This window comes from Streptomyces abyssomicinicus (assembly GCF_008974245.1).
GTDB classification, from domain to species: domain Bacteria; phylum Actinomycetota; class Actinomycetes; order Streptomycetales; family Streptomycetaceae; genus Streptomyces; species Streptomyces abyssomicinicus.
The window spans coordinates 108,791-135,279 of the sequence record NZ_BBZI01000009.1 but is presented as its reverse complement, the minus strand read 5'-3'; the positions used below and the strand labels follow the sequence as shown (position 1 = coordinate 135,279).

Sequence of the window (26,489 nt, the reverse complement as noted above, 5' to 3'; positions counted from 1 at the left end):
GATACGGATAGGCCGTGCTCACAGATACGACCAGCTCCAACGACATCCCCCGGCGGCGTGCCCCCGAGCGGTACCTGCCGGTGGCCGGGGGCGCCGGGGCCCCGGAACCGCAGGTCTTCGCCGCCCAGTTCAGGTCATCGCCCCGTGGGGCCCGGCAGGCGCGGCACTGCGCGGTACGCCGGCTCGCCGAGTGGGGCCACCCCCCGGCCTCCGACCTGTCCTGCACGGTGGCCCTGCTGGTCGGTGAGCTCGCCGCCAACGCCGTCCGCCACGGCCGGGTCCCCGGTCGGGACTTCGCGCTCCGCCTGACCGTCGACGAGCCCGCCGGTCTGGCCCGCGTGGAAGTGGTCGACGCCTCCGAGACCCCGCCCCCGGCCCCGGGCCGGGCCCCGGTGGACGAGGAGTCGGGCCGCGGCCTGGTCCTGGTCGACGCCCTCGCCACCCGCTGGGGCTGCTGTCCCCGCGAGCCCCTCGGCAAGACCGTCTGGGCGGAGCTCAAGATCGGCTGACACCGGACCACGCCCGTCGGCGGCGCTCAGGCAAGCGCCGCCGCCACCACCACGACCACCACCAGGACCGCGCACGCCAGCAGCCCGGCGGAGAGGCCGGCCCAACGCCGTGCCGGGACCCGCACGACCTCGGGCCGCCCCGCCCCGCCGGGCCAGACGTAGTAGACGCCGCGCCGGTCCTGCGCCACGGTCGCCCGCGCCATGGGCATCGTGCGGACCGAGGCCTCCTGGAGCAGTTCGTTCTCGACGGGGCGCAGCCGGGCGGCAATCGCCGCCCGCGTACCGTCCGTCAGTTCCGCGGGCAGCGCGGGGTCCTCGCCGACGAGCCGGGTGGTGCGCCAGCTCCCCCGTGCGGAGGCCTGCCGGCGCACCCGCTCCGGGACCTCCTGCGAGGACGGCCAGTGGATCCTCTCCGGATCCGTGCGGTCCCACCGGATCGACGCCTCCCGGTAGACGGTCCAACGCCCGGTGCCCTCGCACTCCTTGTGCCTGCGGATCCCGTTCTCGCACTTCGCGCAGTCCACCACCTGGCTGCGGTCGCAGCGCGCGCAGCCGGCCCGCCCGTGTCCCGCGCAGACGGGGCAGGCGGCGCGGGACCTCCCGCACGCGCCGCACCTGGTCCGTCGCCTCCTGTCCTCCTCGGACAGCCTCACCCGCCGCGGGCGCTCCTTGCGGTCGCCGGACCCTCCGCAGGCGGTGCACGGCGTCGTCGCCTCGCAGGCCGCGCACTTCACCGCGTCGCAGGGCCGGCAGTCCAGCACGCCCGATCCCCCGCAGTGCGGGCACTTCTGCCAGCCGTCGGAGCAGGTGACGCAGCCCTCCTCCCGCTCCGACCCCTCCCGCACCAGGTTCCAGGTACGCGGGGCGGAGCCGAGGTCCGTCGCCGGTTCCGTCTTGTACAGCGCCAGCGACGTGTACCGCGGCAGCGCCGACAGGTCCACGCTGCCGGGCTTCCTGGTCGGCCTCTCACGCTCCGTGCGGGTCTCCACGAGCCGCTCGACGCGGAACCCGGCGAGGTCCCACCGCCCGGTGACCTCGGGAACCGCGGTCCCCGCCCAGGCCGGGGTCCTGCGCCAGAACCGCCGCGGCCGGCTGACGAACTCCCGCACCGCCTCCCGCACGACCTCGTCACCGAGCCCGCCCATGCCCTCCCCCTCTCGCCTGGGCAAGACCTACCCACCGGGGGCCGACGCCGATCCACCTTCCGCGACCCACCGCGCCAGCTCCTCGGCCGTGCGCGGAACCGGGCGCCGCGCCGGCACCGGCCGCCGCGAACGCAGGGCCGCCGCCACCGCCACCCCCCACGGCAGCCGCAGCCCCGCCTCCCTCAGCACGTCCGCCCGCGCCAGCAGCTCCCCGGCCTCTCCGGTCCGCACCCCGCCAGGTGTCAGCAGCGCCACGTCGTCGGCCCACCGCAACGCCAGGTCCACGTCATGGGTGGCCATCACCACCGTCGTCCCCGTGCTCCGCAGCGCCTCCAGCGTGACGAGCAGCCGTTCCTGCCCCTCCGGGTCGAGCCCCGCCGTCGGCTCGTCGAGGACCAGGACCCGCGGCCGCATCGCCACCGCCCCCGCGATCGCGGCCCGCTTGCGCTGCCCGTAGGACAGCAGGTGCGTGGGCCGGTCGGCCACCCCCGTGATGTCCAGCGCGGTCAGCGCCTCGTCGACCCGTGCCCTGACCTCCTCCTCCGGCAGGCCCAGGTTCAGCGGACCGAACGACACGTCCTGCGCGACCGAGGCCGCGAACAGCTGGTCGTCCGGGTCCTGCACCACCAGCTGCACGGTGGTCCGCAGCCGCGTCAGCCCCGCCCGGTCGTACGACACCGGCCGGCCCGCCAGCTCCACCCGCCCCGCCCGCGGCCGCAGCCCGCCCGCGAGCAGCCGCATCAGCGTCGTCTTCCCGCTGCCGTTGCGTCCGAGCAGCGCCAGCGTCCGCCCCTCACGGACCTCGAGGTGAAGGCCGTCGAGGACCAGGGGCCCGTCCTCGTAGCCGAAGCGGACGCCCCGCAGGGCGGCCGGCGGCGGGGGCGTCGCGCCCGCCTCGGTCCCGTTCACGACCACGGTCCTTCCAGCACGGTGCTGAGCACCACGATCACCGCCAGCACTGCGAGACTCCCGCCCACGAACCCGCCGGACACCCGCGTCGGCGGCACCAGGACCCGCAGGGTCCCGTCGTACCCCCGCCCCGCCAGGCCGGACTGCAACCGCCCCGCACGGTCGAAGGCGCGGGTGAAGGCGGTGGCGCCGAGTCCGCCCAGCGACCGCCACACGGCGGTTCGCGTGGTGTGTCCGAGCCGAGCGGCCTGCGCCTGGCGGACCCGCCGCACCGCGTCGAGCAGCAGGAACGCCATCCGGTACGTCACCACCGCCACGTCCACCACCGCCGCCGGGACGCCCGCCCGCACCAGCCGGGGCAGCAGGTCCGACATCGGCGTGGTGAACGCGAACACCAGCACCCCCAGCGAGGCCGCCGAGCTGCGCAGCAGCAGTTCACCGGCCCGCGCCGCCCCGCCGGGCGCCAGTCCCACCGCGTCCGGGCCGCCGACCCGCACCAGTACCGCCACCGCTCCGGTGAGGCAGAAGCCCAGTGGCACCCGGTAGGCACGCCACAAACGCCCGGCCGGCACCCGCGCGGGCCCCAGCAGCACCGCCAGCGCCGCCACCAGCACCAGCGCCGCCCCCGGCCACGGCGGCAGCACCACGGCCAGCAGCGTGAGCCCGAAGCCGAGCACCGCCTTGTCCACGGGGTGACGGCGGCGCCAGCGACTGCTGTGCGCCGCCGCGTCGATCGACAGCACCGGCGTCAGACCCGCCCGGAGTCCGCGCCGCCCGCGGACGAGGAGCCGCCGCCGGCCGGGTGCGCCTCGCCGCCGGCCAGGCTGCCCGCCGAGCCGCCGGCCGCCCTGCGGGCCTCGCCGTTGCCCGCGCTGCCCGCCTCGTCGTTGGCCGCGCCGTCATGTGTGCCGCCGGGCAGGCCACCGGCCGTGCCGTCGGCCGCCCCGCCGCCCGCCGCGGAGGCCCGTGCCTCACCCTGGCGCCGGCCACGCCACAGCCCCAGGCAGTAGGCGACGACCCCCGCGCCCACCGCCGCCTGCAACGCGAACAGTCCCGACTCGATCTCCCCGGACGGCGGTTCGTAGACCGGCGAGAACCAGGGGCGGTAGTCCGGATCGATCTTCGTGATCGCCGTCTCCGCCTCCGCGTCGGCCCCGGCGAACGGCTCGGCCTTGTGGTCCCCCATTCCGAGCGCCACCGGCAGCACGGCGAGCAGTACGACGGCCAGCAACAGCAGCACGTTGACGCGCGCGCCCCGCCTCATCGGGCCACCGCCCCGGCGCCGGCCTTGCCGCGCACGCCCGCCCGCAGGCCCAGCCGGGCCAGCTCGCCCGCGTTCGACTGAAGGAGCAGCCGCACGACGAGCACCGTGAGCAGCCCCTCGCTCACCGCCAGCGGGACCTGCGTCACGGCGAAGATGGACCCGAACTTGCCCAGGGCGCCCAGGAATCCGCTCACCGGGTCCGGGAACGCCAGCGCCAGCTGCACGCTGGTCACGCAGTAGGTGCCGAGGTCGGCGACGAACGCGGCGCAGAACACCGCCACTTCCAGCCGCGCCCCCAGCCCGCGGGCGAGCCGGTACACGCCGTACCCAGCCCACGGGCCCACCACGGCCATCGAGAAGACGTTGGCCCCGAGCGTGGTCAGGCCGCCGTGCGCGAGCAACAGGGCCTGGAACAGCAGCGTGACGGTGCCGAGCACCGCCATCACCGGGGGCCGGAACAGCACCGCCCCCAGCCCGCTCCCGGTCGGATGCGAGCAACTCCCGGTGACGGACGGCAGTTTCAAAGCGGACAGGACGAACATGAACGCACCCGAAGCGCCGAGCAGCAGCGTGCTCTCCGGATGTTCCCGCACTTCACGGGTGAGTTGACGAACTCCGTGGACGACGAACGGCGCGGACGCGGCAACCCAGGCGATCGCGTGCGCCGGAGGAAGGAAACCCTCGGCTATGTGCATGGCTCAGCAGACCCTCTCCAGCACCTCGTGGATGGACGACGCGCCTTGGCCGGTCTCCTGGCTGACGGGTACCACACGCCCGTGCTCCGCCTTCCCGGGTCCGTGAGGACCCAGTGGCTGCCCGCGAGGGCTGGAGCCGGACTTCCCGATCACAGTGGCGAGGGCCGCACCGGCATCACACCGGATTTCCCGTTCACCAAGGCCTGGTGACAGTAATCCGGCATCCCGCCCACTGACAAGCGACCCCTTTCGGACCGCCGGCCCGCCGGAGGCGTGCCCGCCCGCCGCGCGGGTCCTTCGCGACCGCACACGGAACGGACCCGCGGCGCAAGCCCGTTGCGCCGCCGGGGCGGGTCGGTCGCGCCGCCGGCGCAGACCTGCCGCGCCGCTTGGGCGGGTCCGTCGCACCGCCGGTGCGGGTCCGCTTCAGTCGCCGTCCCGGTCCAGCCCCCAGGTCTGCAGGGCGTACGGCCGCCCCTTCTCCACCCCTGTGATCAACGGCACGTCGAGCAGCCGGAACCCGGCCCGGGTCGCCACGGCGACGCTCGCCCCGTTCTCCGCCTCCAGTTCGAGGATCACCCGTTCCGCCCCCAGCTCCTCGAAGGCGTACCCGGCCATCACCCGCACCGCCCGCGCCGCCAGCCCCTGTCCCCGGTGCGCCGGACCCACCGCGTATCCCAGCTCCGTCCCCTCGGGGGCCCGCCGCAGCATCACCTCGCCGAGCGGTGCCCCGCCGTCGACCGTGATGGCGAGCAGGACGGCTGTCCCCTGTTCCCGCAGCTCCCGGGTCCGCGCCAGCCGTGCCCGCCCCGCCGCCCCGTCGAACGGCGAGACGATCGGCGTCCAGTACGCGATGTCCGGGTGGTCGAACAGCGCGGGCATCGCCGCCAGGTCGTCCTCGGTCCAGTCCCGCAGGACGAGCCCTTCGCCGCGCAGCTCCAACCGTGCGGGGAAGGACGACGTGTCGTTGCTCATGCGGGGCGACCTCCTGGCCTGAAAGGCGCGTGCGCGCCGGAACCGGACTGTCCGCACATCCTTTCGTCCACCGGTGAGGGCTGTCAGCCGGGTATCGGCGGCGTCACCGCAGCTCGCTGAACCGCTCCGTCGCCCGCTTGGAGCCGGCGACGATGACCGTGTCCGACGGCCCCACGACGGTGGCGGGCGTGGCGACGGTGAAGCCCAGCCCGGGACGTTTGACCGCGACGACGGTGACGCCGTGGCGGTCACGGACACCACTCCCGCCGAGCGCGGTGCCGACGATGTCGGGGGGCGGGTTCGTCTTCACCATCGTGAAGTCGTCCTCCCACTCGACGTAGTCGAGCATGCGGCCCCGCACCAGGTGGGCGACGCGCCGGCCCATGTCGTGCTCGGGGAAGACCACGTGGTGGACGCCCAGCTGGGACAGGATGCGGCCGTGCTCCTCGCTGATGGCCTTGGCCCAGACGTGCCGGATGCCGAAGGAGACCAGCAGGGAGGCGGTGAGGATGCTGGCCTCCAGGTTGGAGCCGATGGCCACGACGGCACGGTCGAACTCGTTGACGCCCAGCTGCCGCAGGGCGTCCTCCTTGGTGGAGTCGGCCCGCACCGTGTGGGTGAGGGAGCCGGACAGGACCTGGACGACCTCGCGGCTCGAGTCGACGCCCAGCACCTCGGTCTCCGAGTCGGCCAGCGCCCTGGCGACGGAGCTGCCGAAGCGGCCGAGGCCGATCACCACGACGGCGTCCCGGGGGCCGGCGCGGTGCCGCTTGGAGGTGAACTTCCTAACCAATGACGGGACGCTCCTCGGGAAGGTCGTACAGGCGGACGCGCCGCCGCAGCGCGAGGGCGGAGGCGACGGTGATCGGACCGAGCCGGCCGACGAACATCAGCGCGATCAGGAGCACCTGGAGCCCGACCGGCAGGTGGGCGGTGATCCCGGTGGACATGCCGGTCGTGGAGAAGGCCGAGACGACCTCGAACAGCGAGCGGTCGAGGCCGTGGTCGGAGAAGATCATGAACGCCACGGTGGAGACGACCACGGCGGCCACCGACAGCAGCGCCACGGTCAGGGCCTGGCGCTGCAGCGGGGCGGACAGGCGGCGGCCGAAGGCGTTGACCGAGCCCTCGCCGCGGATGTCGGCGTAGAGGACGAAGAACAGCACGGCGAAGGTCGTCACCTTGATGCCCCCGGCGGTGCCCGCGCTGGAGCCGCCGACGAACATGAGCACGTCCATGCCGAGCCAGCTCACCGGGCGCATCGCGGCGATGTCCACGCTGCTGAACCCCGCGGTGCGGGGGATGACGCCCTGGAAGAACCCGGCCAGCAGTTTCCCCGGGACGTCCAGGGGGCCCATGGTGGCGGGGTTGGTCCACTCGACCGCGGTGACGAAGGCGCAGCCGCCGAGCAGGAAGGCGCCGGTCCCGCAGAGCGCGATCTTCGTGTGCGTGGACCAGCCGCGCGGACGTCGCGGCCGGCGGCGCAGCTCGAAGAGCACGGGGAAGCCGAGGCCCCCGGCGATGATCGCGAGCGCCACGGGGACGCAGATCCACGGGTCGGTGACGAAGGACATCAGGCTGTCCGAGTACAGCGCGAACCCGGCGTTGTTGAACGCGGAGACGCCGTGGAAGACACCCAGCCACACCGCGCGCGGCCAGGACTCGCCGTAGGCGGTCGCGAACCGCAGCGTCAGCACCAGCGCGGTGAGCGCCTCGATCAGCAGGCTGGCCTTCACCACGCCGGTCACCACCGCGCGGATGTCGCCCAGCCCCAGCGTCTTGGTCTCCGTGGCGGCCGTCATCCGCGCCCTCAGCCCCATCCTGTGGGACACCAGCAGGACCAGCACGGAAGCGGACGTCATGATTCCGAATCCGCCGATCTGGACGAGGCCCAGGATCACCACGTGCCCGAAGCCGCTCCAGTACACGGCGGTGTCCACCACGACCAGGCCGGTCACGCACACGGTGGAGGTGGCGGTGAACAGCGCCTCCAGCACACCGGCCCCGCCCGGCCCCGCCTTCGCGGCCGGCAGCATCAGCAGCGCGGTGCCGAGGGCGATCGCCACGGCGAAGGCGACCACGACCACCTGGGCCGGGTGCCGCAGCCGGGGCAGCAGCCGTGAGGGCGGGCCGGGCCGCCACTTCACCACGGCCGACGGCCCGCCGCCCGCGCGCACGGGCACCGCAATCCTTCGCACCCGGCGACGGTAGCCACACCCCCGCCCCCGCCTCCCCCGGTGACCTGCCGTCTGCCACGCCATGTCCCCCGAGGGGGTCACCACCCCCACCCGACCACCCACCGCCCGCCCCTCGGGCCGTCACCCCGCCGGGCCCTCGGACCGCCGGGCCCGTCATCCCGCCGGGCCCTCGGGCCTTCGGGCCGCCGGACCCTCGGGCCCTCGGCCCGCCCGCCCCTCACCCCGCCCGCCCCTCGGGCCGTCGCCCCACCGGGCCGTCGGACCGCCGAGCCGTCAACCCGCCGGGCCCCCGGGCCTTCGGGCCGCCGGACCCTCGCCCCGCCGGGCCGTCACCCCCTCGGACCCTCGGACCGCAGGACCGCCGGGCCGCCGGGCCGTCAACCCGCAGGGCCGCCGGGCCGCCGGGCCGAGCGGCCGTCGGCGGAACCCCGGCCGGGCCGGGGTGAGCCGGGGCGTCGGGCCGCGGCGGGGCCCGGCGGGGCCGGTTTCACGGGCCTGACCGGCGGATCGGCTTCACCTCCCGGTCGAGGGCCCCGCCGCGCCATGTTCCCCGGGGGTCACCACCCCCATCCGGCCACCTACCGCACGCCCCTCACCCCGCCAGGCCGCCTGGCCGCCTGGCCCTCGGGTCCTCACCCCGTCGCTATGCCGGGCCCTCGGGCCGTCGCCCCCTCAGGCCGAGAGGCTGTCGGCGTCACCCCGGCCGGGCCGGGCCGGGGCGAGCCGGGCGGGCCTTCGGGCCGCGGCGACCCGAGGGCCCGGCGGGGCCGGTTTCACGGGCCTGACCGGCGGATCCGCTTCACTTCCCGGTCGAGGGCCCACGCGTCGGCGACCGGCCCGAGGTGGCCGAGCTTGTCGGGGTTGATGACCGCGCGGACGGTCTGGATCTGCCCGTCGAGCACGTCGAGGACCAAGGCGTGCAGGACCCTGCCGTCCCGGTCGCGGAAGACCGCCCCCGGCTGCCCGTTGACCTCGTGCCGCTCGAAGGTGATGTCGACCCGCGCCATGAGCGGGTACACGGCGGCGAGCAGCCGGGCCGCCTTCTCCGCGCCGACCACGGCCTTGGCCAGCTGCGGCGCCTTCCCGCCGCTGTCGCCGACCATCCGCACGTCCGCGGCGAGCAGCTGCCGCAGCCCGGCGACGTCGCCCCGGGACAGCGCCCCGAAGAACCGATCCGCCAGCTCCTGCCGTTCCCGCCGGTCGGCCTCGAACCGGGGCCGCCCCTCCTCCATGTGCCGCCGCGCCCGCACCAGGAGCTGCCGGCACGCCGCCTCGGAACGCCCCACCGCCGAGGCGATCTCGCCGAACCCGAAGGCGAACACCTCACGCAGCACGAACACCGACCGCTCCAGCGGACTGAGCCGTTCCAGCAGCAGCAGCGCCGCCATCGACACCGAGTCGGCCAGTTCCGCGGCACGGGCCGGGTCCTGGTACGGGTCGTTCAGCAGGGGTTCCGGCAGCCACGGCCCGACGTACCGCTCCCGCCGCACCCGCGCGGAGCGCAGGACGTCGATGGAGATCCGGGTGACGGTGGCCGACAGGAACGCCCTGACCGAGTCCGGCCGGGTCGTCGAGGCGTCGAAGCGCAGCCACGCCTCCTGCACCGCGTCCTCCGCCTCGCCGACGCTGCCCAGGATGCGGTAGGCGATCGAGAACAGCAGCGGCCTGAGCTCCTCGAACTCCGCGACCCTGCCCTCGGCCCCGCCGTTCTCCCCGATGACGTTCACATCCGGCTCCCCTCGTCGCGACGGACGCGGCTCAGTGGAACTGGCCGGCCTGGTAGTCCCCGGCCGGCTGCCGGGTGACGATGTTCAGCCGGTTGGCCGCGTTCATGAACGAGACCTCCAGCACCAGGGCGGCCAACTGGTCCTCGTCGAAGTGCCCGGCGGCCCGCGCCCACACCTCGTCGCTGACACCCTCCCCCGCGTCGGCGACCCGCGTCGCCTGCTCCGCCAGCTCCAGCGCCGCCCGCTCGGCGGCGGTGTAGACGGTCGCCTCGCGCCACACCGCGACCAGGGCGAGCCGCACCGCCGACTCCCCGGCGGCAGCGGCCTCCTTGGTGTGCATGTCGACGCAGACCGCGCACCCGTTGATCTGGCTCACCCGCAGGGCCACCAGTTCCTGCAGCGTGGCTGGCAGCGGCGAGTCCTTGAGCTGCCTGCCCGCCGCCATGAAGTGCTTGAGGACCTTGCCGGCGCTCGGGTTGCCGAGGAAGTCCAGTCGCGCGTCCATCGTGTGCTCCTCCGTGCTCGTCGGTGGGTGGTTCCGTTCCCTGGACGAGACGGCGGGGCTCCCTGTGACATCCCGCGGCCTGTGACCTACGTCTCCGCCCTCACGGAGCGGACGGCGGGGCCGGCCGGGGCTGCGGGGCCGGCGCGGGGGACTGCCGCGGCGCGCCCCCCGGTTCCGCGGCGTGGTCGGAGGACGCCGGAAGCACCTCGCCCTGGATGACCCGGGGGGAGGTGTCCGCCCCCGTGGCGTGCGGTTCCGCCGGTGCCTGCGGCTCCGCCTGCGCCTGCGCCTGCTGCGCCTGCGCCGGAGCCTGGGCCTGCCTCTGCTGCTCCTCCTCCTTCATGGCACGGGCCTCCGCCTTGAGGATGCGCGCCGACTTGCCCGCCGAGCGCGCCAGTTCGGGAAGCTTCTTGGCGCAGAGGAAGGCGATCACGACGATGAGGATGATGGCCAGTTCGCTGAGACCGAGCATGGTGTCAGTGCTCCTTGGGAGTGCCCGGGCGGGCCGGTGGAGGGGAGGGGCGAAGGCGCCCGAGGCGGGCGAAGGGGCCCGTGGCGCCGGGTCAGCCCCGGGTACGGCCGAACAGCAGCCGGTAGGCGATCAGCAGCACCAGGGCGCCCGCGATCGCCGACCCCCAGGTCGCGAGGTCGAAGAACGCGCGCTGCACGGGACGGTCGAGGAGTCCGGCGGAGAGCCAGCCGCCCAGGAAGGCCCCGGCGATGCCGATGGCGGTCGTGCCGAGGCAGCCGCCCGGATCACGTCCGGGCAGGACGGCCTTGGCGATGGCCCCGGCCAGCAGGCCCAGCACCAGCCATGCGATGACGCCCATGTCGTACGCGCTCCTTCCGGTCCCGGCCGGGCCCCTCGTGGTCCCTATCGGGCCCGTCGTGCACCCCGGGCGGGCGCGCCCTGGGGAACGAGCCGAATCTACATGCATGTAGAACATCGGTCGAGGGGGTGTCCGCCGGGCGGTGAGGTTCCGCGGCGCGGCCGGGGGCCCGGCGGGGGTCTATACGATGTCGGCCCGGGAACCGGGCGGTGGCGGAAGGGAGACAGGGCGTGGCGGAGCAGCGGGGATCCCGTCGACGGGGGCAGGGAGAGCTGGAGGCCCTGGTCCTGTCCGCCTTGCAGGAGGCGGACGGCCCGGCGACGGCCGGCTGGGTGCAGGAGCGCCTGGGCGGCGGCCTCGCCTACACCACCGTGGTCACCATCCTGACCAGGCTGCTGGCCAAGGGCGCGGTCACCCGGGAGCGTGCGGGCCGGTCGTTCGCCTGGACCCCGGCCTCGGACCACGCCGGCCTGGCCGCCCGGAAGATGCGCCGGGTGCTGGACGCGGAGAACGACCGGGAGGCCGTCCTGGCCAGCTTCGTCACCGGTCTCGGACCGGACGACGAGCGCCTGCTGCGCGAACTCCTCGGCCGGCCGGGGAGCGAAGGGGACGACTGACCTGATGGGGGTGTTCGTCTTCCTGCCGCTGGTGCTGCCGCTGACGGCGTGGCCGGTGGCGCGCCTCGCCGAGCAGCGGCTGCACCCGCGGACCGCGACACGGCTGCTGACCGCGGTCGCCGCGGTGATGGCGGCCTGCAGCGCGGTCTGCCTGGGGCTGCTGATGGTGGTGGGCACCGCCCAGCTGCCCGGGAACCCGCTGCCGGACGGCTGGTCGGACCCCGAGGTGCGGGAGGCGGTCCCGTACGACGAGGTCGCCGGTAAGGCGGCTATCCCCGCCCTGTGCGCCGTGCTCGTCCTCTGCGGCCGGACCCTGTGGCGGCACGGCCGGACCAGGCGCCGCGCCCACCGGGCGCTGACCGGGCTGCGGGGCACGCAGGTGGCGGTGCTGCGGGACGACGTCCCGTACGCCTACGCGCTCCCCGGCCGGCAAAGGGGCCGCGTGGTGGTCACCACCGCCCTCCTCGACAGTCTCGAACCCGCGGAGCGCCGCGCCCTGTTCGCCCACGAGCGGTCGCACCTGACGGCCCGCCACCACCGCTTCCTCCTCGCGGTGCGCCTGGCGGCGCAGGCCAACCCGTTCCTGCGTCCGCTGCGCACCGCGGTGACGTACACGACGGAGCGGTGGGCGGACGAGGACGCGGCGCAGGCGGTCGGCAGCCGCCGCACCGTGGCCCACGCCATCGGCAAGGCGGCCCTGCTCTCCCGCGGCGCCGCACCGGCCGCCCTGGCCGGCTTCGCCGTCGCGGGACCGGTGCCGCGACGGGTGGCGGCCCTGCTCGGCCCCGCTCCGGTCGCGCGCCGCTGGCCGTCACTGTTCACCACGGTCGGGCTCGCGGCCTGGGGAGCGGCCGCGGCGACCGCCGTGTCGGCGATGTCCTCCGCCAACGCGGCCGTCACCATGACCCTCATCCTGTACGCCGCCACCCCTCTGTGACCGCCCTGCCCGGCCGGGACGCGCGGCCCTGGCCCCGGGGCGGTCCGCCGGGTCAGAGGTCGAACTCGTGCGGCGGCAGCCCCAGGGCGTAGCAGGCGTCGCGCACCACGGCCTGCTCGTCCTTGTCGAAATCCCCGTCCGCTCCGCCGATCACGATGCCGATCTGGACGACGGCGCGGGCCTCGGCCGGCTTGCGCTTCGCCTTGGCGACCTCCTGCAGCACGGCGACCCGGCCGAAGTCGGCGTCGGCGGCCAGGCGGTCGAGGTTGGCCTCGAAACGACGGCGCAGGTCCTCGACGTCGAAGTTGCGGAGCACCTCGTTGGCGGCGATGAGCTGGGCGACCCGCTGCCGCTCGGACGCGTCGACGGTGCCGTCCGCCGCGGCGACCAGCGCGCACATCGCCATCGCGGCATCCCGGAAGGCGCCGCTGGTGAGCTCGTTCTTCTTCGCCGTCAGCTGGGTCTGCATCGTCGATGCGGACTCCCTGATGCGGTCCCACAGGGCCATGGAGAACTCCGTACGTGTCGGGGACGTGCTGGAGGGGCGCCGGTCCGGGGAGCTGCCCCGGACCGGCTTTGTTTCTACACCACTGTAGAAGTCCTCCGGGGGGCGGCGGCCGTCACGCCTCGTCGTCCCCGTCCTCCCCGTACGCCTCGTCCTCCTCCTCTCCCTCGAAGAGGTCCCCGATCTCGTCGACGACCTCGGCCGCGACCATGCCCCCGGCCACGCCCACCGCCAGTCCCGCGGCGCCGACGGCGACGGCGGTGCCCGCGCCGGGTCCGGAACCGTGGTGGCCGTGGTCGTGGTGGCCGTCGTGGCCGTCGTGGCCGTGCCGGTACGCGTGGTGGTCGGGGTCCGGGTGGGGCGCCGCGTGGTCGTACCCGCCGTGCGGGGCGTATGCCGCCCGGTGCTCCAGGAGCTGCCGGATCCAGCCGTCGACCTCGGCCTCCCAGTCGCGGGCGTCGTGGTGGCCGACGGTGAAGCGGGTGAGGGAGTCGTGGCCGGGGGAGAGGAAGCCGCCGCGCTTGTCGGCCTCCAGGACGACCTCCACGCCGCCGGGGTTCGCCAGGAAGGTGACCTCGATCTCGTTCACCTGGTGCGCGTGGCCGGGCGGCGGGGCGATCTCGATCTCCTGGTAGAAGGGCAGCTGCTGCCCCGTGCCGCCGATGCGCCCGTACTCCAGGTCGGCCGAGCGGAAGACGAAGCCCAGCCGGCCGAGGGCCTCGAGGATCGCCTCCTGGGCGTGCAGCGGGCCCACGGTCAGGGGGTCGAGGTCGCCCTTGTCCCGGGCGCCCGCCACCGCCAGCTCCGTGCGCACGCCCAGCACGATGCCGAGCGGCTGTCCGTACAGCTCCGTGACCGGCGTCTCCCACGGCAGCGTCACGCTGAACGGCAGGCTCCGCCGCTCGCCCGCCGCGAGCCGGAAGCCCCCGCCGACGGTGTACCGCGCGAACGTGACGGTGCCCTCGCTCTCCCCTTCCGCGTGCTCCGCCTCGACGCGGGCCACCAGTTCCAGCGAGACGTGCTCGACGTCGAAGTCGGCGCCGCCGCCCTCGAGGTGCACCTGCCCGGTGAGCTCCGAGCCGGGCAGGGCGGGCCCGGGGGTGAGAACCGTGTCGACGGTGGGTCCGCCCACGCCGAGCGAGCCGAGCAGTCGTCTGAACACCATGCGCGCGTCCACTTCCTCTGGGGTGTCGTTGTGATGTCGCCGTTCGCCCGGACAGGGCGAATGAACGGCGGTTCGCCCGCCGCCCTATCTTCTACAGGCGAGTAGAAGCATAGGATGACCTGGCGTGGAGCGGAGCCCGCTCCACGCGGAAGCGGAGGGACGGCCGGGAACACAGGACCGGTCGCGACCGTTGTCCCGGTACATCCCGGAAGAAAGAAGGAGCCACCCCTTGTCCGCCAGACCGACGGACCCCCCGGGGCACAGTCCCCGACCATCCCGCCAGGCACTTCCTGAGCACGGCACGCGGCGGGATGGTGTTCGATGAGTGCCGTCGACGCCGTCCTGGGCCTGCTGGCCGTCTTCGTGCTGACCGCGGGCACCGGATACTTCGTCGCCCAGGAGTTCGCCTACGTTTCGGCCGACCGGATCGCGCTGGCCCGTGACGCCGAGAGGGGCGACAGGAAGGCCGCCCGCGCGCTGAAGGTGCTGGAGCGGCTGTCGTTCATGCTGTCGGGCGCCCAGCTCGGCATCACCGTGACCGGACTGGTCGTCGGCTTCATCGCCGAGCCGTCCGTCTCCACGCTGCTCAGGCCCGCGCTGTCCGGCCTCGGCCTCCCCGACGCCGCGGTGAGCGGAATCTCCGTCGTGCTGGCCTTCGTGCTGGCCACGGTCGTGCAGATGGTGCTGGGCGAGCTGGCCCCGAAGAACCTCGCCATCGCCGTGCCGGAGCGCCTGGCCAAGTCCCTGGCGGGCTCCACGCTGCTCTACCTGAGGATCGTCGGCCCGCTCGTACGGATCTTCGACGGCGCCGCGAACCGGCTGCTGCGCAGGGTCGGCATCGAGCCCGTCGAGGAACTGCACCACGGCGCCACGCTCGAGGAACTCGGCCACCTGATCGGCGAGTCGCACGAGCGGGGAGCCCTGCCCGAGGACACCGCCGCCCTCCTCGACCACGCCCTGGAGTTCTCCGACCGGACCCTCCACCAAGTGATGGTCCCGCGGGTGGACGCCGTCTTCGTCCGCGAGGACGCCACGGCCGCCGAGGCCGTCGACCTGATCGCCCGGCACGGCCACTCCAACTACCCGGTGCTGGGCGACCACCCCGACGAGATCATCGGTGTGCTCGGCGTCAACGAGCTGATGCGCGAACCGGCCGTCCGCCTCCAGGGCGCCACGGCCGGCGCCCTCGCCCGGCGGCCGCTGTTCCTCCCGGACACCCTGCCGCTGCCCGACGCCGTCACCCAGATGCGCGAGCGGGACGACGAGTTCGCGGTCGTCCTCGACGAGCACGGCGGGGTGGCGGGCATCGTCACCTACGAGGACATAGCGGAGGAACTGATCGGCGACATCGCGGACGAGACCGACACGGTCACCGCGGTCGCCGTGGCGGACGCCGGCGGCTGGCTGGTGGACGCCGGACGGCGGCTGGACGAGGTGGCCGAGGTCACCGGCGTCGAGCTGCCCGAGGAGGAGGACTACGACACCGTGGCCGGCCTGGTCGTCGACCGCCTCGGCCGCTTCCCGGCTGTGGGGGACCGGCTCACCGTCGACCTGCCCGAGGGCGGCGAAGCGCTGATCGAGGTCCGCACCCTCGACCGCCACGTGCCCGACCGCGTGCGGATCGAACTGCCCGAAACCGAGGCGGAGACGGAGGTCCCGGCATGAGTTTCCCCATGGCGATCTTCGTCACCGTCCTGCTGTTGATCGGCAGCGGCTTCTTCGTGGCCGCCGAGTTCGCCCTGGTCGCCGCCAAGCGGCACCGGATGGAGAAGGCGGCCGCCGAGAACCGGCGCGGAGCCGGGGCGGCCCTGGCCGGCATGCGGGAGCTGTCCCTGATGCTGGCCGGCGCCCAGCTGGGCATCACCGTCTGCACCCTGGGCCTCGGCTCGGTGTCCAAGCCCGCGATCTCCCACGAACTCGACCCGCTGCTCCACCGCCTGGGCCTGCCCAGCGGACTCAGCTACGGCATCGCGTTCGCCGTGGCGATGATCGTGGTGGTGTTCCTCCACATGGTGGTCGGTGAGATGGCGCCCAAGTCCTGGGCCATCGCCCACCCGGAGCGCTCCGCCATGCTGCTCTCCCCGCCCTTCCGGGCCGTGGTGAAGGTGGTCCGGCCGCTGATCCGCCTGCTCAACGCCATGAGCAACGCCCTGGTGCGGCTGTGCCGGGTCACCCCGCGCGACGAGCTGGCCTCCGTCCACAACCGGGAGCAGCTCACCCACCTGGTGGCGGAGTCCGAGCGGCTCGGCCTGATCAGCGAGACCGATTCGGAACTGCTGACCCGTTCGCTGACGGAGCCCGAGACCCCGGTCGCCGAGCTCCAGGTACCCACCGCCCGCATCACCTCGGTCGACGCCGACGCCGACGTCGACGAGATCCTGCGGGTCGCGGCGGCGAGCGGCCGCTCCCGGCTCCTGGTCCGCGCGCAGGGCACGTTCGTCGGCTCGATCCACGCCCGCGACGCCATGGTCGCCCGCTCCCGCGGCCGCGTCACCGACGCGCGCGCCCTGGCCCGCCCGGTGCCCGAGCTGCCCGGCCACGCCACCGTGGGCGACGCGATCGAGCTGCTGCGCCGCCACCGCGCGTCGCTCGCCGTGGTCCGCGACGCCTCCGGCGACGCCACCGGCATGGTCAGCCTGGACGACCTCCTGGCCCGGCTCCTCCAGCCCCAGCCCGCCTGACGCCCGGCTCGGCCCCCGTCCTTCGACGGGGGCCGAGCCGGGCTCGAACCCCCCGTCGAAGGACGGGGGCCCGGGGCTGATCGACAACACGCCAAAGGGCCTGGTGCGCAAGTTGCACACCAGGCCCTTTGATCACTGTCGGGGTGGCGGGATTTGAACCCACGACCTCTTCGTCCCGAACGAAGCGCGCTGCCAAGCTGCGCTACACCCCGATCATCTCCGCGTTCCCGCGGCGACGTCGTTTACTTTAGCCCACCGGTGGCCTGAGGCGAAATCCGGTTTTCGGGCGGCTGCGGACCACCCCGGGGCAGAGGTGGTCGACGGCGATCAGGAGGACGCCGAGGCCGTAGCAGGCGAGGGCGGCCAGGAGGGTGTTGCCGACGGTGCCGAGGGTGCCGTTGCGGGTGGCGTCGAGGAACGGGAAGGGTGCGCGGCCGGGCGCGTCGGCGGGGAGCAGGACGGCACGGGCCAGGGTGAGGCCCAGGTAGGTCAAGGGGTAGAGCAGCCAGGCCGTGGCGTGACGCAGCCGGAGGGTGCGCGGGGCGGTGAGCAGGAGCCAGTCCAGCAGGGCGGCCGACGGGACGACCACGGTGAGCAGCAGGGCGGCCACGGTGGCCCAGGGGGCGCCGGGCCCGGGGTCGGAGAAGGAGGGGCGGCCGGGGACGGCGAAGGCGTGGAGCAGGGCCGCCAGCAGGACGTAGAGGAGCGCGGCGCCGGTGAGGGCGGGCCGCACGGGACGGCCGGCGCTCCAGGCGCGCTGGGCGGAGACCAGGAGGACGGCCGCCAGCAGGATGTTGGCCTGCACGGTGAAGTGGGTGAGGGCCTGGAGGGGGCGGCCGAGTGCCAGGCAGATGGCCACGCCGCCCGCCGCGGCCATGGCGGTGAACAGCCGGAACAGCGCGGTGAGGGGGCGGCGGGCCGGGGGTATGACGGCTGTCGGGGGGACGTACGAGGGCGTCAGCTTGGCCCTGCCCGGCACCGGGGGGAGGTCCGGGATGTCCCTGGGTAGGGGAGCGGTCATGCCCCCACGCTAGGCAGAACGGGGCATACCGGGCGATCTCGCGGGGCTGAACGGGGGACACGGGATCGGTCCCGGTCCGCGGTCCGGTGTATCGCCGGGCCTGGCCGGGGTCTCCCGGGGCGGCCTTGGGCGGCCTTGGGCGGGTGGGCGGCCGCGGGCCCGCGGGGGCGGAAGGCGCCGCTCCCTGGGGTGCCGGGAGGTCCCCGGGAGGGGCCGGCCCCCGGAAGGGCCGGCCCTTTGGCCCGGTGGCGTCAGAGTGCCCAGTCGCTGCCGACCAGCGTCAGCAGCGTCGCCTCCGGCGGGCAGGCGAAACGGAACGGGGTGTACCGGTTGGCCCCGCAGCCCGCCGAGACGTGCAGGTAGGACGTGTTGCCGTCGGCCGTGTGGGTGGAGAGGCCCTTCACCCGGTCGGTGTCCAGGTCGCAGTTGGTGACCAGGGCGCCGTAGAACGGGATGCAGAGCTGCCCGCCGTGCGTGTGGCCGGCCAGGATCAGCGGATAGCCGTCGGCGGTGAACGCGTCCAGCGACCGCAGGTACGGGGCGTGCACCACACCCAGGGAGAAGTCGCCGGAGCCGGTCGGGCCGCCCGCGACCTCGTCGTACCGGTCCCGCTTGATGTGCGGGTCGTCCAGACCGGTCAGCTCGACCGAGACGCCCTCGACCTTCAGCGTGCCGCGGGTGTTGGTGAGGTTCAGCCAGCCCGCCTCGTCGAACGCGTCCCGCAGCCCCTCCCAGGGGTTGTGGACCGCGCCGGTCACCGGCTCGTTCCCGTTGAGCCCGTGTTTGCCCTGGACCTTCTCCACCAGGTACTTGGCGGGGTTGCGCAACCGCGGTCCGTAGTAGTCGTTGGAGCCGAAGACGTAGGCGCCGGGGAACTCCATCAGCGGTTCCAGCGCGTCCAGCACCTCCGGCACGCCCTCGGTGTCGGAGAGGTTGTCGCCGGTGTTGATGACGAAGTCGGGCCGCAGGCCGGCCAGCGAACGCAGCCAGCGCTGCTTCTTGCGCTGTCCGCTCACCATGTGGATGTCGGAGACCTGGAGGACGCGCAGCGGGCGCATTCCAGGGGGCAGGACGGGAACGGTCACCCGGCGGAGCCGGAAGGAACGGGCCTCGAACCCGGCGGAGTAGACGAGACCGGCGGCGGCGGCCGCCGTGACGCCGAGGGGGACCTTGTAGAGCGCGCGCATGCCGTCCATCGTGTCAGGGTGCCCCGAGGACCGTAAATCAAGGGGCATTCGCTGCGACACACCTGCGACAATCAAGCCATGACCACGCTCAAGTCGAAGCTGCAGGAAGACCTCAACGCGGCGATCAAGGGGCGCGACGAGCTGCGCTCCTCGACGCTCCGGCTCACCCTGACCGCGATCACCAAGGAGGAGGTCGCGGGTACCGAGAAGCGCGAGCTCTCCGACGACGAGGTCCTCAAGGTGATCACCCGTGAGGCGAAGAAGCGCCGCGAGGCCGCGGAGGCGTTCGCCCAGGGCGGTCGCGCCGAGAGCGCCGAGCGGGAGAAGGCGGAGGGCGAGCTGCTCGCCGGGTACCTGCCCCAGCAGCTGAGCGACGACGAGCTGAACGCGCTGGTGGACCAGGCGCTCGAGGAGGCCCGGGCGGCCGGCGCCGAGGGGCCGAAGGCCATGGGCCAGGTCATGAAGATCGTGAACCCGAAGGTGGCCGGACGCGCCGAGGGTGGCCGGGTGGCCGCCGCGGTGAAGAAGCGTCTGCTGGGCTGACGGCCTCCGGTCGCCCCGGCACAGCACTGGGCCCCCTCCCCGCGCGGCGCGGGGAGGGGGCCCAGTGCTGTGTCCACGAGGTGTCAGGGGCCGTTGCCGCCGCCGTTGTCGTTGCCCTGCACGAAGCCGCCGGTGGTGGCGCCCCCGTTGAGGTCGCCCGTGGTTCCCCCGGTCAGGTCCCCGCCGGTCAGGCCGCCCAGGGTGAGGCCGCCGTCGGTGGTCACGCCACCGTCGGCGCCGGCGGTCGTGGCGCCGCCGTTGCCGTTCCCGCCGGTGAACAGGCCGGAGATCAGTCCCTCGCCGGGCCGGCCGTCACCGCGGCCCTTGTCCTTGTCGTCGTCCTTGGGCTTGTCGGCCGGGATCTCGACCCTGTTGAAGGCCGGGGCCTCCTTGCCCAGGAGAGCGCCGGACATCGCCTGCCGCCATATCGGGCCGGGGCCCGCGCCGCCGGAGACCTTGGCGAAGTACGTGCCGCCGATGGTGATGTTCACCATCTTCACCTGCTGCATCGGGTCGCCGAGCCACACCGCCGTGGAAAGGTTCGGGGTGTACCCGACGAACCAGGCGTTCTTGCGGTAGTCCGTGGTACCGGTCTTGCCCGCGTTGTCCCGGTCGCTGAGACCGGCACGGGCGCCGGTGCCGGAGTCGGTGACGCCGGAGAGCAGGGTGTTGACCGCGTCCGCCGTCCGCTCCGACATCGCCCGCCTGCAGGTCGACTTCGGCACCTCGAGGCTCTTCTTCTTCTCGCCGATCTTCTGGGTGACCGACTCGATCGCGACCGGCGAGCAGTACATGCCCCGGGAGGCGAAGGTGGCGTACGCCGAGGCCATGGTCAGCGGGGAGATCGACGGCGTGCCGAGGACGATGGAGGGCTTGCCGTCGGGCAGCTTCTTGCCGTCGCCCGTGCGGATGCCCATCTTCTCGGCCATCTCCAGGGTGGGGCAGAGGCCGAGGTCGCCGACCATCTGGACGAAGTAGGTGTTGATCGAGAGCTTCATCGCCTCCTGGAGCGAGTACGGCCCGACCTCCTCCGGCGTCTCGTTCTGCGTCATCTCGCCCTGGTTGTAGGTCTCCTTGCAGCCCTGCACCTTCGGGTACGGCATCTTGTTCGGCGACGGGTAGACCTTGCCCAGCGGGAGACCGCCCTCTATCGCGGCCGCGGCGAGGAACGGCTTGAAGGTCGAGCCGGTCTGGAAACCGGTGCTGTTGCCCATCGCCTGGTCGACCGAGTAGTTGATGACGGTCTGGTGGTCCTTGTCGCTGGAGCCGTACGGCCGCGATTGGCCCATCGCCAGGATCTTGCCGGTGCCGGGCTCCACCATGGTGGCCGCGGCCGCCACCTTGTCGTCCTTGTTGACGTGGCCCTTCAGCGAGGCCTGCACGGAGTCCTGCGCCTGCGGAGCCAGGGTGGTGCGCACGGTCAGGCCGCCCTGGTTCCACAGCTTGGCGCGGGTCTCGCGGTCCTTGCCGAACGCGGGGTCGGTGAGGAAGACGTTGCGGACGTAGTCGCAGAAGAATCCGGCGCCCTTCACGGCGGTGATGCAGCCGTTCTTCGGGGAGCTGATCTTCAGCCCCAGCGGCTTCTCCTTGGCCGCCGCGGCCTCCTTCGCGGAGATGTCCCCCACCTGCGCCATCCGGTCGAGGACGACGTTGCGCCGCTGCTCGGCGGTCTTGGGGTTGTTGACCGGGTTGTAGCGGGTCGGCGACTGGACCAGGCCGGCCAGCAGCGCCGCCTCCTGGAGCTCCAGGTCGTCGGCGGACTTCGAGAAGTAACGCTGCGAGGCGGCCTCGACGCCGTAGGCGGACTGTCCGAAGTAGGTGATGTTCAGGTAGTTCTCGAGAATCTTCTTCTTCCCGAGCTCCTCCTCCACCTGGATCGCGTACTTCAGCTCCTGGATCTTGCGGCCCAGGGTCTGCTGGGTGGCCTGCGCCACCTTGTCCGGGTCGTCGCCCGCCTCCTCCACGAAGACGTTCTTCACGTACTGCTGGGTCAGCGTGGACGCGCCCTGGGTGACCTCGCCGCTGCGCGCGTTGCTGTTGAGCGCCCGCAGGATGCCCTTCAGGTCGACCGCGCCGTGCTCGTAGAAGCGGGCGTCCTCGATCGCCACGATCGCCTTCTGCAGGTCCGGCGACATCTTCTTCAGCGGGACCACCGTGCGGTCGCGGGAGTAGACCGTCGCGATCTTGCCGCCGTCGGCGTCGAGGATGGTGGTGCGCTGGCTGAGCGGCGGGGTCTTCAGGTTCGCCGGGATCTCGTCGAAGCTCTCGACGGATCCCTTCGCCGCGAGCCCCAGGGTCCCGAAGGCGGGCAGGGCGATGCCGGCCAGCACGCCTCCGGCGAGGACGCTGACTCCGAGGAACTTCGCGGCCTGCTGGACTGGCGACAGGCCTCCACCCGAGCGCTTGTTTGGCATGAGGGCAGCCTACGTTCTCGTTTGCCGGACAGAGGTAAATGCCTTGGCCTAAGCTGCTCCCGGCTGTCACGACAGCGGGTGAGCCGTAGACCCGTATGTCGGGACGCCCGACGGACCCGGATCGTTCCGGAACCGCGTGATCTCCTTCCCGGGGGATGCCCGAATCATCCCTCCGAAAGCTTCTTTGCCTCTTTTACGGGGAGTGGTCTGCCCTGTCATGTCGCGATGATCCTATTTGTCGCCAGGCCACTCCTCCGGGTGATCTGCCGCTTACCCATAGTCCGTTCGGGCCATTCAAGATTGGGCCCGACGGGGGTGTTGCACTCTGTCCACCTTCCGTAACGTCCTCAACTGGCGGCGGTGAATATGCCGCTGCCGCCGTGGGGGAGCCTCGATTCGGGAGAGGACGGCGCCGGTATGGGCTGGGTTACCGACTGGAGTGCGCAGGCGGCCTGCCGCACTACCGATCCGGATGAACTGTTCGTTCAAGGAGCAGCGCAGAACAGGGCCAAGGCGGTGTGCACCGGATGCCCGGTGCGGACGGAGTGCCTGGCCGATGCGCTCGACAACCGCGTCGAGTTCGGCGTGTGGGGAGGCATGACGGAGCGGGAGCGCCGAGCGCTGCTGCGTCGGCGGCCGACCGTGACCTCCTGGCGTCGTCTGCTGGAGACGGCGCGTATGGAGTACGAGCGAGAGGCGGGAATCCTGCCGCTCGACGAGACCAGCGAGTCCTACGAGAGCTACGCGGCGGTGAGCTGACCGCCGGGGCGCGGTGAGATACCGCCGAGGCAGCCACCGAAGCGCGATGAGCTGCCGTTGAGGCGGCCGCCGGAGCGCGGCGAGCTGCCGTTGAGGCGGCTGTGGAGGGCGGGAGCCGGGGTCAGGCAGTGACCCCGGGCCGCCGCTTCGCCGTTTCCGCCTGCCCGGCGTCGTCGGCCTGCTCGGATTCGCCTGCGGCTGCGGCTGCCGGTGCGGATGCGGGTGCCGGTGCGGAGGCCGGCGCCGGCTGGTCCGCTCGTTCGGGAGCGTGCGCCTGCTCCGGCACGTCTGCCGGGGTCCGCACGTCCGACTGCTCGGGTGCGGCCGGCTGCTCCGCCACGTCCAGCTGCTGCTGCGCGGTCGCGTGTTCCGGCACGTCCGCCTGCGCGGTGGTGCCGGCGACCGCGGGGTGGTGCGCGTCGGCGGTCGCGGGACGGGGGGCGGCCAGCCACTCGCCGATGTCCCGCAGTCCCGCGAGGTCGTGCACGTCACCGGCCAGCGCGGGCACCTCCGTCACCGGCACCTCCGGGTGGAGCGCCGTGAAGCGGTCCCGTGTGCGCTGCTCACGGGCTATCAGGCGCATGCGCTCGGCATGCAGGCGCAACAGACCGGCGGTGAGCCGGTCGGTGTCCGCCGGGGTCTGCGCCGTGGGCCGGGGTGTGGCGGGGGAGCCTTGAACCGGTTGACCGTCCGGAGCAGTGAACGCTGAACTGCCTTGTGTATCGGGTGAGTTACCCGCTTCTTTCCCGCTCGTGTGATCAACAATGCCGGAGGGTGGGAAATTTTCCGCCTCCAGGGTTTCCGCCGCCGCGATCGCCCGTTCGGCGGAGAGCTGGGCGGCGTCACTGCCGTGCACCCGGTTGAGTACCAGCCCGGCCAGCGGCATTTTCTCGGCGGCCAGCCGCTCCACGAAGTACGCCGCCTCGCGCAACGCGTCCCGCTCCGGCGCGGCCACCACGAGGAAGGCGGTACCGGGCGCCTGCAGCAGCCGGTAGGTGGCGTCGGCGCGGCTGCGGAAGCCGCCCAGGGTGGTGTCCATGGCGGCCACGAAGGCCTGTACGTCCTTCAGCAGCGAGCCACCGAGGAGCTTGCCGAGCGTGCCGGTCATCACCGACATGCCGACGTTGAGGAACTTCATCCCGGCCCGGCCGCCGAGCTTGGCCGGGGCGGTGAGCAGCCGGATCAGCTTGCCGTCGAGGAACGACCCGAGCCGTTCCGGGGCGTCCAGGAAGTCCAGCGCGGAACGGGAGGGCGGGGTGTCCACCACGATCAGGTCCCACTCGTCCCGCGCCCTCAGCTGGCCGAGCTTCTCCATCGCCATGTACTCCTGCGTGCCGGCGAAGCCCGCGGAGAGCGACTGGTAGAAGGGGTTGGCCAGGATGGCCGCGGCCCGATCCGGGTCGGCGTGCGCCTCGACGATCTCGTCGAAGGTGCGCTTCATGTCGAGCATCATCGCGTGCAGCTCGCCGCCCGCGGAGCCGTCGGTCCCCGGCACCCGGCGGGGGGTGTTGTCCAGTTGGCCGATGCCCATCGACTGGGCGAGCCGGCGGGCCGGGTCGATGGTCAGGACTACCACCTTGCGGCCCCGCTCCGCGGCCCGCAGGCCGAGGGCCGCGGCGGTCGTCGTCTTGCCGACGCCCCCGGACCCGCAGCACACCACGATGCGGGTGTCCGGGTCGTCCAGCAACGGGTCCAGGTCGAGTTCGTGCTCGGGGTCCAGGCTCATGACATCCCTTGGGTCCGCAGCAGTGCGGCCAGCTCGTAGAGGCCGGCCAGGTCGACTCCGTCGGTCAGCCGGGGCAGTTCGGCGAGCGGTGGCCCGATCCGGTCCAGCGCCTCCCGCTGACGTCGCTCCAGGGTGTACCGCTCCGCGTACTCCTCCGCCTGCCGCAGCAGCGGATCCACCAGGCGCTCCGCCGCCCCGCCATGCCGGGCGCCCCCGAGGCCGGCCGCGGCCAGCGAGAGGGCCACCGAGGCGCGCGGCAGCGAACCCGCCAGCTCCAGCCCGTCACCGTCGAGGAGGACCGGACGGACCATGTTGACGACCACCCGGCCGGTCGGCAGCCCCGCGGTGCGGAGCTCGGCGATGCCGTCCGCCGTCTCCTGGACCGGCATCTCCTCCAGCAGCGTCACCAGGTGCACCTGGGTCTGCGGGGACTTGAGCACGCCCATGACGGCTTGTGCCTGATGGTGTATCGGACCGATCCGGGCGAGCCCGGCGACCTCGTCGTTCACATTGAGGAAGCGGGTCACCCGGCCGGTCGGCGGGGCGTCCATCACCACGTGGTCGTAGACGAAACGGCCTGCCTTGTCCTTGCGGCGCACGGCCTCGCACGCCTTGCCGGTCAGCAGGACGTCCCGCAGGCCGGGGGCGACGGTGGTGGCGAAGTCGATGGCGCCGAGTTTCTTCAGCGCCCGGCCCGCGCCGCCCAGCTTGTAGAACATCTGGAGGTAGTCCAGCAGGGCCAGTTCGGGGTCGATGGCGAGGGCGTGCACCTCTCCACCGTCGGGAGCCACCGCGATCTTCCGTTCCTCGTAGGGCAGCGCCTCCGTCCCGAAGAGCTGCGCGATGCCCTGACGGCCTTCCACCTCCACCAGTAGGGTGCGCTTCCCCCCGCCGGCGAGGGCGAGCGCGAGAGCGGCGGCGACCGTGGTCTTCCCGGTCCCGCCCTTGCCGCTGACTACCTGGAGCCTGCTCACGTCGTCGAGCCTAACCATTCGTGGTTCTTCCACGCCGCGCCTGTGGACAACCGGCGCACGGCCCGGGCGCCCTGTGGACAACTCAGGGAGTGGCGGTGCCAGCGGTTAGAGTCGCCCCATGAAGAAGTGGGAATACGCGACCGTGCCGCTCCTCGTGCACGCGACGAAGCAGATCCTCGACACCTGGGGCGAAGACGGCTGGGAGCTCGTCCAGGTGGTGCCCGGGCCGAACCCGGAGCAGCTGGTGGCCTACCTGAAGCGGGAGAAGCAGGCGTGAGCAGCGTCGAGGCCCGGCTCGCCGAGCTGGGCGTGACGCTGCCCGAGGTGGCCGCGCCGCTGGCCGCCTACCAGCCGGCTGTCCTCTCCGGTGGGTACGTCCACACCAGTGGGCAGCTCCCCATGGTCGAGGGCAAGCTGCGGGTCACCGGCAAGGTCGGCGCCGAGGTCACGCCCGAGGAGGCCAAGGACCTGGCCCGCCTCTGCGCGCTGAACGCACTGGCCGCGGTGAAGTCCGTGGCCGGTGACCTCGACCGCGTCGCCCGGGTGGTGAAGGTCGTCGGCTTCGTGGCCTCCGCCCCCGACTTCACGGGCCAGCCCGCCGTCGTCAACGGCGCGAGCGAGCTCCTCGGCGAGGTCTTCGGCGACAAGGGCGTCCACGCCCGCAGTGCGGTCGGCGTCGCCGTCCTCCCCCTCGACGCCCCGGTCGAGGTCGAGATCCAGGTGGAACTCGCCGACTGACGCCACACCCGCCCCGCCATGGCGGGGCGGGGTCGCGCCGTCCCCGGACCGAGCCCGCCCCTCCCGGCCCGCGCCGGTCCCGCCTGCGGGCGCGGTCCGTGTGCGGGCGATCGTGCTGCTGGGGGCGGCACGGGTGGGCCCGGGCCGCAGCCACGCAGGTGCGGTCCGCCGCGCGGAGCAGGAGTCCCTGGAAGCGCGCGGATTGCGTATTAGGTCGCCCGCGGCGGAGGCGGGGAGCGCCCCGGCGGAGACCGGAGGCGCCCGCGGCGGAGGCTGAGGGCGTCCGTGGCCGTCCCGCCCGGGTCCCGCGCTCGCCGTGGCGACGTCCCGCCCGTGCGAAGCCGTCACGCGGTGCGGCACGGCGTCGCGTCCGGTGTTGTGGACGGACCGCTCGCCGGGGCGTGGTGCCCCGTCGCGCCCCGCGGCTCACCGCCCACAGGGCACCGCCGCCCCGCAGGGGGAGGC

General features: G+C 73.4%; 28 protein-coding genes, 1 tRNA gene and 1 riboswitch. Of the genes, 9 read left to right on the top strand and 20 right to left on the bottom strand.

Annotated elements, in window-relative coordinates; all coding sequences use genetic code 11:
* Positions 1-14 precede the first annotated feature (14 nt).
* Positions 15-509, top strand: coding sequence for an ATP-binding protein (locus GBN72_RS21035; RefSeq protein WP_151773435.1), 495 nt, complete (start codon positions 15-17; stop codon positions 507-509).
* 26 nt (positions 510-535) lie between these two features.
* Here GBN72_RS21035 and GBN72_RS21030 read toward each other — a convergent pair whose 3' ends face one another.
* From GBN72_RS21030 to GBN72_RS20975, 12 genes are all read right to left on the bottom strand, one after another.
* Positions 536-1,654, bottom strand: coding sequence for a hypothetical protein (locus tag GBN72_RS21030; RefSeq protein ID WP_151773434.1), 1,119 nt, complete (start codon positions 1,652-1,654; stop codon positions 536-538).
* A gap of 27 nt (positions 1,655-1,681) precedes the next feature.
* A complete protein-coding gene (locus tag GBN72_RS21025) occupies positions 1,682-2,563 on the bottom strand; it encodes an energy-coupling factor ABC transporter ATP-binding protein (RefSeq protein ID WP_151773433.1) in 882 nt (293 codons plus the stop codon).
* Positions 2,560-3,306 carry a cobalt ECF transporter T component CbiQ gene (gene cbiQ / locus GBN72_RS21020; protein ID WP_151773432.1) on the bottom strand — a complete coding sequence of 249 codons (747 nt, stop codon included), beginning with the start codon at positions 3,304-3,306 and terminating at the stop codon, positions 2,560-2,562. Before cbiQ ends, GBN72_RS21025 begins: the two co-directional genes overlap by 4 nt.
* A 5-nt stretch (positions 3,307-3,311) precedes the next feature.
* The gene (locus GBN72_RS21015) at positions 3,312-3,827 is read right to left on the bottom strand and encodes an energy-coupling factor ABC transporter substrate-binding protein (RefSeq protein ID WP_151773431.1); all 516 of its coding nucleotides are present in this window, start codon (positions 3,825-3,827) and stop codon (positions 3,312-3,314) included.
* The gene (locus tag GBN72_RS21010; protein ID WP_151773430.1) at positions 3,824-4,522 is read right to left on the bottom strand and encodes an energy-coupling factor ABC transporter permease; all 699 of its coding nucleotides are present in this window, start codon (positions 4,520-4,522) and stop codon (positions 3,824-3,826) included. Before GBN72_RS21010 ends, GBN72_RS21015 begins: the two co-directional genes overlap by 4 nt.
* Positions 4,523-4,552: 30 nt before the next feature.
* A riboswitch (cobalamin riboswitch) is annotated at positions 4,553-4,738 on the bottom strand.
* A gap of 210 nt (positions 4,739-4,948) precedes the next feature.
* A complete protein-coding gene (locus GBN72_RS21005) occupies positions 4,949-5,497 on the bottom strand; it encodes a GNAT family N-acetyltransferase (protein WP_151773429.1) in 549 nt (182 codons plus the stop codon).
* A gap of 103 nt (positions 5,498-5,600) precedes the next feature.
* Positions 5,601-6,290, bottom strand: coding sequence for a potassium channel family protein (locus GBN72_RS21000; RefSeq protein WP_218042066.1), 690 nt, complete (start codon positions 6,288-6,290; stop codon positions 5,601-5,603).
* Positions 6,283-7,695, bottom strand: a complete 1,413-nt coding sequence (locus GBN72_RS20995; protein WP_369695897.1) for a TrkH family potassium uptake protein — start codon at positions 7,693-7,695, stop codon at positions 6,283-6,285. The genes GBN72_RS21000 and GBN72_RS20995 overlap by 8 nt, the downstream gene beginning before the upstream one ends.
* Before the next feature lie 773 nt (positions 7,696-8,468).
* Positions 8,469-9,422, bottom strand: a complete 954-nt coding sequence (locus tag GBN72_RS20990; protein ID WP_246212717.1) for an RNA polymerase sigma-70 factor — start codon at positions 9,420-9,422, stop codon at positions 8,469-8,471.
* Between the two features lie 31 nt (positions 9,423-9,453).
* The gene (locus tag GBN72_RS20985) at positions 9,454-9,927 is read right to left on the bottom strand and encodes a carboxymuconolactone decarboxylase family protein (protein WP_151773427.1); all 474 of its coding nucleotides are present in this window, start codon (positions 9,925-9,927) and stop codon (positions 9,454-9,456) included.
* Positions 9,928-10,027: 100 nt separating this feature from the next.
* Entirely contained in the window at positions 10,028-10,399 is a 372-nt protein-coding gene (locus tag GBN72_RS20980; protein WP_151773426.1) for a twin-arginine translocase TatA/TatE family subunit, read from the bottom strand.
* Between the two features lie 91 nt (positions 10,400-10,490).
* Positions 10,491-10,757, bottom strand: coding sequence for a GlsB/YeaQ/YmgE family stress response membrane protein (locus GBN72_RS20975; RefSeq protein ID WP_151773425.1), 267 nt, complete (start codon positions 10,755-10,757; stop codon positions 10,491-10,493).
* A gap of 230 nt (positions 10,758-10,987) precedes the next feature.
* Between GBN72_RS20975 and GBN72_RS20970 the strand changes: the two genes are divergently transcribed.
* Together GBN72_RS20970 and GBN72_RS20965 are read left to right on the top strand one after the other, a co-directional pair.
* Positions 10,988-11,374: a BlaI/MecI/CopY family transcriptional regulator gene (locus GBN72_RS20970; RefSeq protein ID WP_151773424.1), complete on the top strand. Its 387-nt coding sequence runs from the start codon at positions 10,988-10,990 to the stop codon at positions 11,372-11,374.
* A 4-nt stretch (positions 11,375-11,378) separates the two neighbouring features.
* On the top strand, positions 11,379-12,311 hold the full coding sequence (locus tag GBN72_RS20965) for a M56 family metallopeptidase (RefSeq protein WP_151773423.1): 933 nt from the start codon (positions 11,379-11,381) through the stop codon (positions 12,309-12,311).
* A 52-nt stretch (positions 12,312-12,363) separates the two neighbouring features.
* Here the strand turns inward: GBN72_RS20965 and GBN72_RS20960 are convergent, their stop codons facing one another.
* A complete protein-coding gene (locus GBN72_RS20960; RefSeq protein ID WP_151773422.1) occupies positions 12,364-12,819 on the bottom strand; it encodes a tellurite resistance TerB family protein in 456 nt (151 codons plus the stop codon).
* A 112-nt stretch (positions 12,820-12,931) separates the two neighbouring features.
* Positions 12,932-13,981, bottom strand: a complete 1,050-nt coding sequence (locus GBN72_RS20955; RefSeq protein ID WP_151773421.1) for a sporulation protein — start codon at positions 13,979-13,981, stop codon at positions 12,932-12,934.
* Between the two features lie 321 nt (positions 13,982-14,302).
* Between GBN72_RS20955 and GBN72_RS20950 the strand changes: the two genes are divergently transcribed.
* Together GBN72_RS20950 and GBN72_RS20945 are read left to right on the top strand one after the other, a co-directional pair.
* Positions 14,303-15,646, top strand: a complete 1,344-nt coding sequence (locus tag GBN72_RS20950; RefSeq protein ID WP_151773420.1) for a hemolysin family protein — start codon at positions 14,303-14,305, stop codon at positions 15,644-15,646.
* A complete protein-coding gene (locus GBN72_RS20945) occupies positions 15,643-16,662 on the top strand; it encodes a hemolysin family protein (RefSeq protein ID WP_151773419.1) in 1,020 nt (339 codons plus the stop codon). Before GBN72_RS20950 ends, GBN72_RS20945 begins: the two co-directional genes overlap by 4 nt.
* A 138-nt stretch (positions 16,663-16,800) precedes the next feature.
* Here GBN72_RS20945 and GBN72_RS20940 read toward each other — a convergent pair.
* The 3 genes from GBN72_RS20940 to GBN72_RS20930 all read right to left on the bottom strand — a co-directional run bounded on the left by GBN72_RS20940 (position 16,801) and on the right by GBN72_RS20930 (position 18,870).
* A tRNA-Pro gene (locus tag GBN72_RS20940) sits at positions 16,801-16,874 on the bottom strand.
* Between the two features lie 35 nt (positions 16,875-16,909).
* Positions 16,910-17,683, bottom strand: a complete 774-nt coding sequence (locus GBN72_RS20935) for a Pr6Pr family membrane protein (protein WP_151773418.1) — start codon at positions 17,681-17,683, stop codon at positions 16,910-16,912.
* Positions 17,684-17,934: 251 nt separating this feature from the next.
* Entirely contained in the window at positions 17,935-18,870 is a 936-nt protein-coding gene (locus GBN72_RS20930; protein ID WP_151773762.1) for a metallophosphoesterase, read from the bottom strand.
* Positions 18,871-18,948: 78 nt separating this feature from the next.
* Here GBN72_RS20930 and GBN72_RS20925 point away from each other — a divergent pair, with 78 nt between their 5' ends.
* Positions 18,949-19,413, top strand: coding sequence for a GatB/YqeY domain-containing protein (locus GBN72_RS20925; protein WP_151773417.1), 465 nt, complete (start codon positions 18,949-18,951; stop codon positions 19,411-19,413).
* 83 nt (positions 19,414-19,496) lie between these two features.
* Here the strand turns inward: GBN72_RS20925 and GBN72_RS20920 are convergent, their stop codons facing one another.
* On the bottom strand, positions 19,497-21,827 hold the full coding sequence (locus GBN72_RS20920) for a transglycosylase domain-containing protein (protein WP_151773416.1): 2,331 nt from the start codon (positions 21,825-21,827) through the stop codon (positions 19,497-19,499).
* A 417-nt stretch (positions 21,828-22,244) separates the two neighbouring features.
* Here GBN72_RS20920 and GBN72_RS20910 point away from each other — a divergent pair, with 417 nt between their 5' ends.
* Entirely contained in the window at positions 22,245-22,586 is a 342-nt protein-coding gene (locus GBN72_RS20910; protein WP_174887184.1) for a WhiB family transcriptional regulator, read from the top strand.
* 121 nt (positions 22,587-22,707) lie between these two features.
* Here GBN72_RS20910 and bagB read toward each other — a convergent pair whose 3' ends face one another.
* Together bagB and bagA are read right to left on the bottom strand one after the other, a co-directional pair.
* Positions 22,708-24,312: an ATPase BagB gene (gene bagB, locus GBN72_RS20905; RefSeq protein ID WP_439959791.1), complete on the bottom strand. Its 1,605-nt coding sequence runs from the start codon at positions 24,310-24,312 to the stop codon at positions 22,708-22,710.
* The gene (gene bagA / locus GBN72_RS20900; protein WP_151773415.1) at positions 24,309-25,286 is read right to left on the bottom strand and encodes an ATPase BagA; all 978 of its coding nucleotides are present in this window, start codon (positions 25,284-25,286) and stop codon (positions 24,309-24,311) included. The genes bagB and bagA overlap by 4 nt, the downstream gene beginning before the upstream one ends.
* Positions 25,287-25,404: 118 nt before the next feature.
* On the opposite strand from bagA, the gene sp36 reads away from it, so the two are divergent.
* Together sp36 and GBN72_RS20890 are read left to right on the top strand one after the other, a co-directional pair.
* Complete coding sequence (sp36, locus tag GBN72_RS20895; protein ID WP_107473408.1) at positions 25,405-25,563, top strand: Sp36 family protein; 159 nt, start codon at positions 25,405-25,407, stop codon at positions 25,561-25,563.
* Positions 25,560-26,024 (top strand): RidA family protein, encoded by a 465-nt coding sequence (locus tag GBN72_RS20890; RefSeq protein ID WP_151773414.1) that lies wholly within the window; start codon positions 25,560-25,562, stop codon positions 26,022-26,024. The genes sp36 and GBN72_RS20890 overlap by 4 nt, the downstream gene beginning before the upstream one ends.
* Positions 26,025-26,489: the final 465 nt, after the last annotated feature.

What these genes read in the sequence shown, in the direction of transcription:
- GBN72_RS20935 (WP_151773418.1), bottom strand. Translation starts at nt 17,683, where the DNA reads ATGACCGCTCCCCTACCCAGGGACATCCCGGACCTCCCCCCGGTGCCG.
- GBN72_RS20945 (WP_151773419.1), top strand. Translation starts at nt 15,643, where the DNA reads ATGAGTTTCCCCATGGCGATCTTCGTCACCGTCCTGCTGTTGATCGGC.
- GBN72_RS21030 (WP_151773434.1), bottom strand. Translation starts at nt 1,654, where the DNA reads ATGGGCGGGCTCGGTGACGAGGTCGTGCGGGAGGCGGTGCGGGAGTTC.
- GBN72_RS20950 (WP_151773420.1), top strand. Translation starts at nt 14,303, where the DNA reads ATGAGTGCCGTCGACGCCGTCCTGGGCCTGCTGGCCGTCTTCGTGCTG.
- GBN72_RS21010 (WP_151773430.1), bottom strand. Translation starts at nt 4,522, where the DNA reads ATGCACATAGCCGAGGGTTTCCTTCCTCCGGCGCACGCGATCGCCTGG.
- GBN72_RS20920 (WP_151773416.1), bottom strand. Translation starts at nt 21,827, where the DNA reads ATGCCAAACAAGCGCTCGGGTGGAGGCCTGTCGCCAGTCCAGCAGGCC.
- bagB (WP_439959791.1), bottom strand. Translation starts at nt 24,312, where the DNA reads ATGAGCCTGGACCCCGAGCACGAACTCGACCTGGACCCGTTGCTGGAC.
- GBN72_RS20980 (WP_151773426.1), bottom strand. Translation starts at nt 10,399, where the DNA reads ATGCTCGGTCTCAGCGAACTGGCCATCATCCTCATCGTCGTGATCGCC.
- GBN72_RS20930 (WP_151773762.1), bottom strand. Translation starts at nt 18,870, where the DNA reads ATGCGCGCGCTCTACAAGGTCCCCCTCGGCGTCACGGCGGCCGCCGCC.
- GBN72_RS20960 (WP_151773422.1), bottom strand. Translation starts at nt 12,819, where the DNA reads ATGGCCCTGTGGGACCGCATCAGGGAGTCCGCATCGACGATGCAGACC.
- GBN72_RS20985 (WP_151773427.1), bottom strand. Translation starts at nt 9,927, where the DNA reads ATGGACGCGCGACTGGACTTCCTCGGCAACCCGAGCGCCGGCAAGGTC.
- GBN72_RS20955 (WP_151773421.1), bottom strand. Translation starts at nt 13,981, where the DNA reads ATGGTGTTCAGACGACTGCTCGGCTCGCTCGGCGTGGGCGGACCCACC.
- GBN72_RS20925 (WP_151773417.1), top strand. Translation starts at nt 18,949, where the DNA reads ATGACCACGCTCAAGTCGAAGCTGCAGGAAGACCTCAACGCGGCGATC.
- GBN72_RS21005 (WP_151773429.1), bottom strand. Translation starts at nt 5,497, where the DNA reads ATGAGCAACGACACGTCGTCCTTCCCCGCACGGTTGGAGCTGCGCGGC.
- sp36 (WP_107473408.1), top strand. Translation starts at nt 25,405, where the DNA reads ATGAAGAAGTGGGAATACGCGACCGTGCCGCTCCTCGTGCACGCGACG.
- GBN72_RS20975 (WP_151773425.1), bottom strand. Translation starts at nt 10,757, where the DNA reads ATGGGCGTCATCGCATGGCTGGTGCTGGGCCTGCTGGCCGGGGCCATC.
- GBN72_RS20910 (WP_174887184.1), top strand. Translation starts at nt 22,245, where the DNA reads ATGGGCTGGGTTACCGACTGGAGTGCGCAGGCGGCCTGCCGCACTACC.
- GBN72_RS20965 (WP_151773423.1), top strand. Translation starts at nt 11,379, where the DNA reads ATGGGGGTGTTCGTCTTCCTGCCGCTGGTGCTGCCGCTGACGGCGTGG.
- GBN72_RS21015 (WP_151773431.1), bottom strand. Translation starts at nt 3,827, where the DNA reads ATGAGGCGGGGCGCGCGCGTCAACGTGCTGCTGTTGCTGGCCGTCGTA.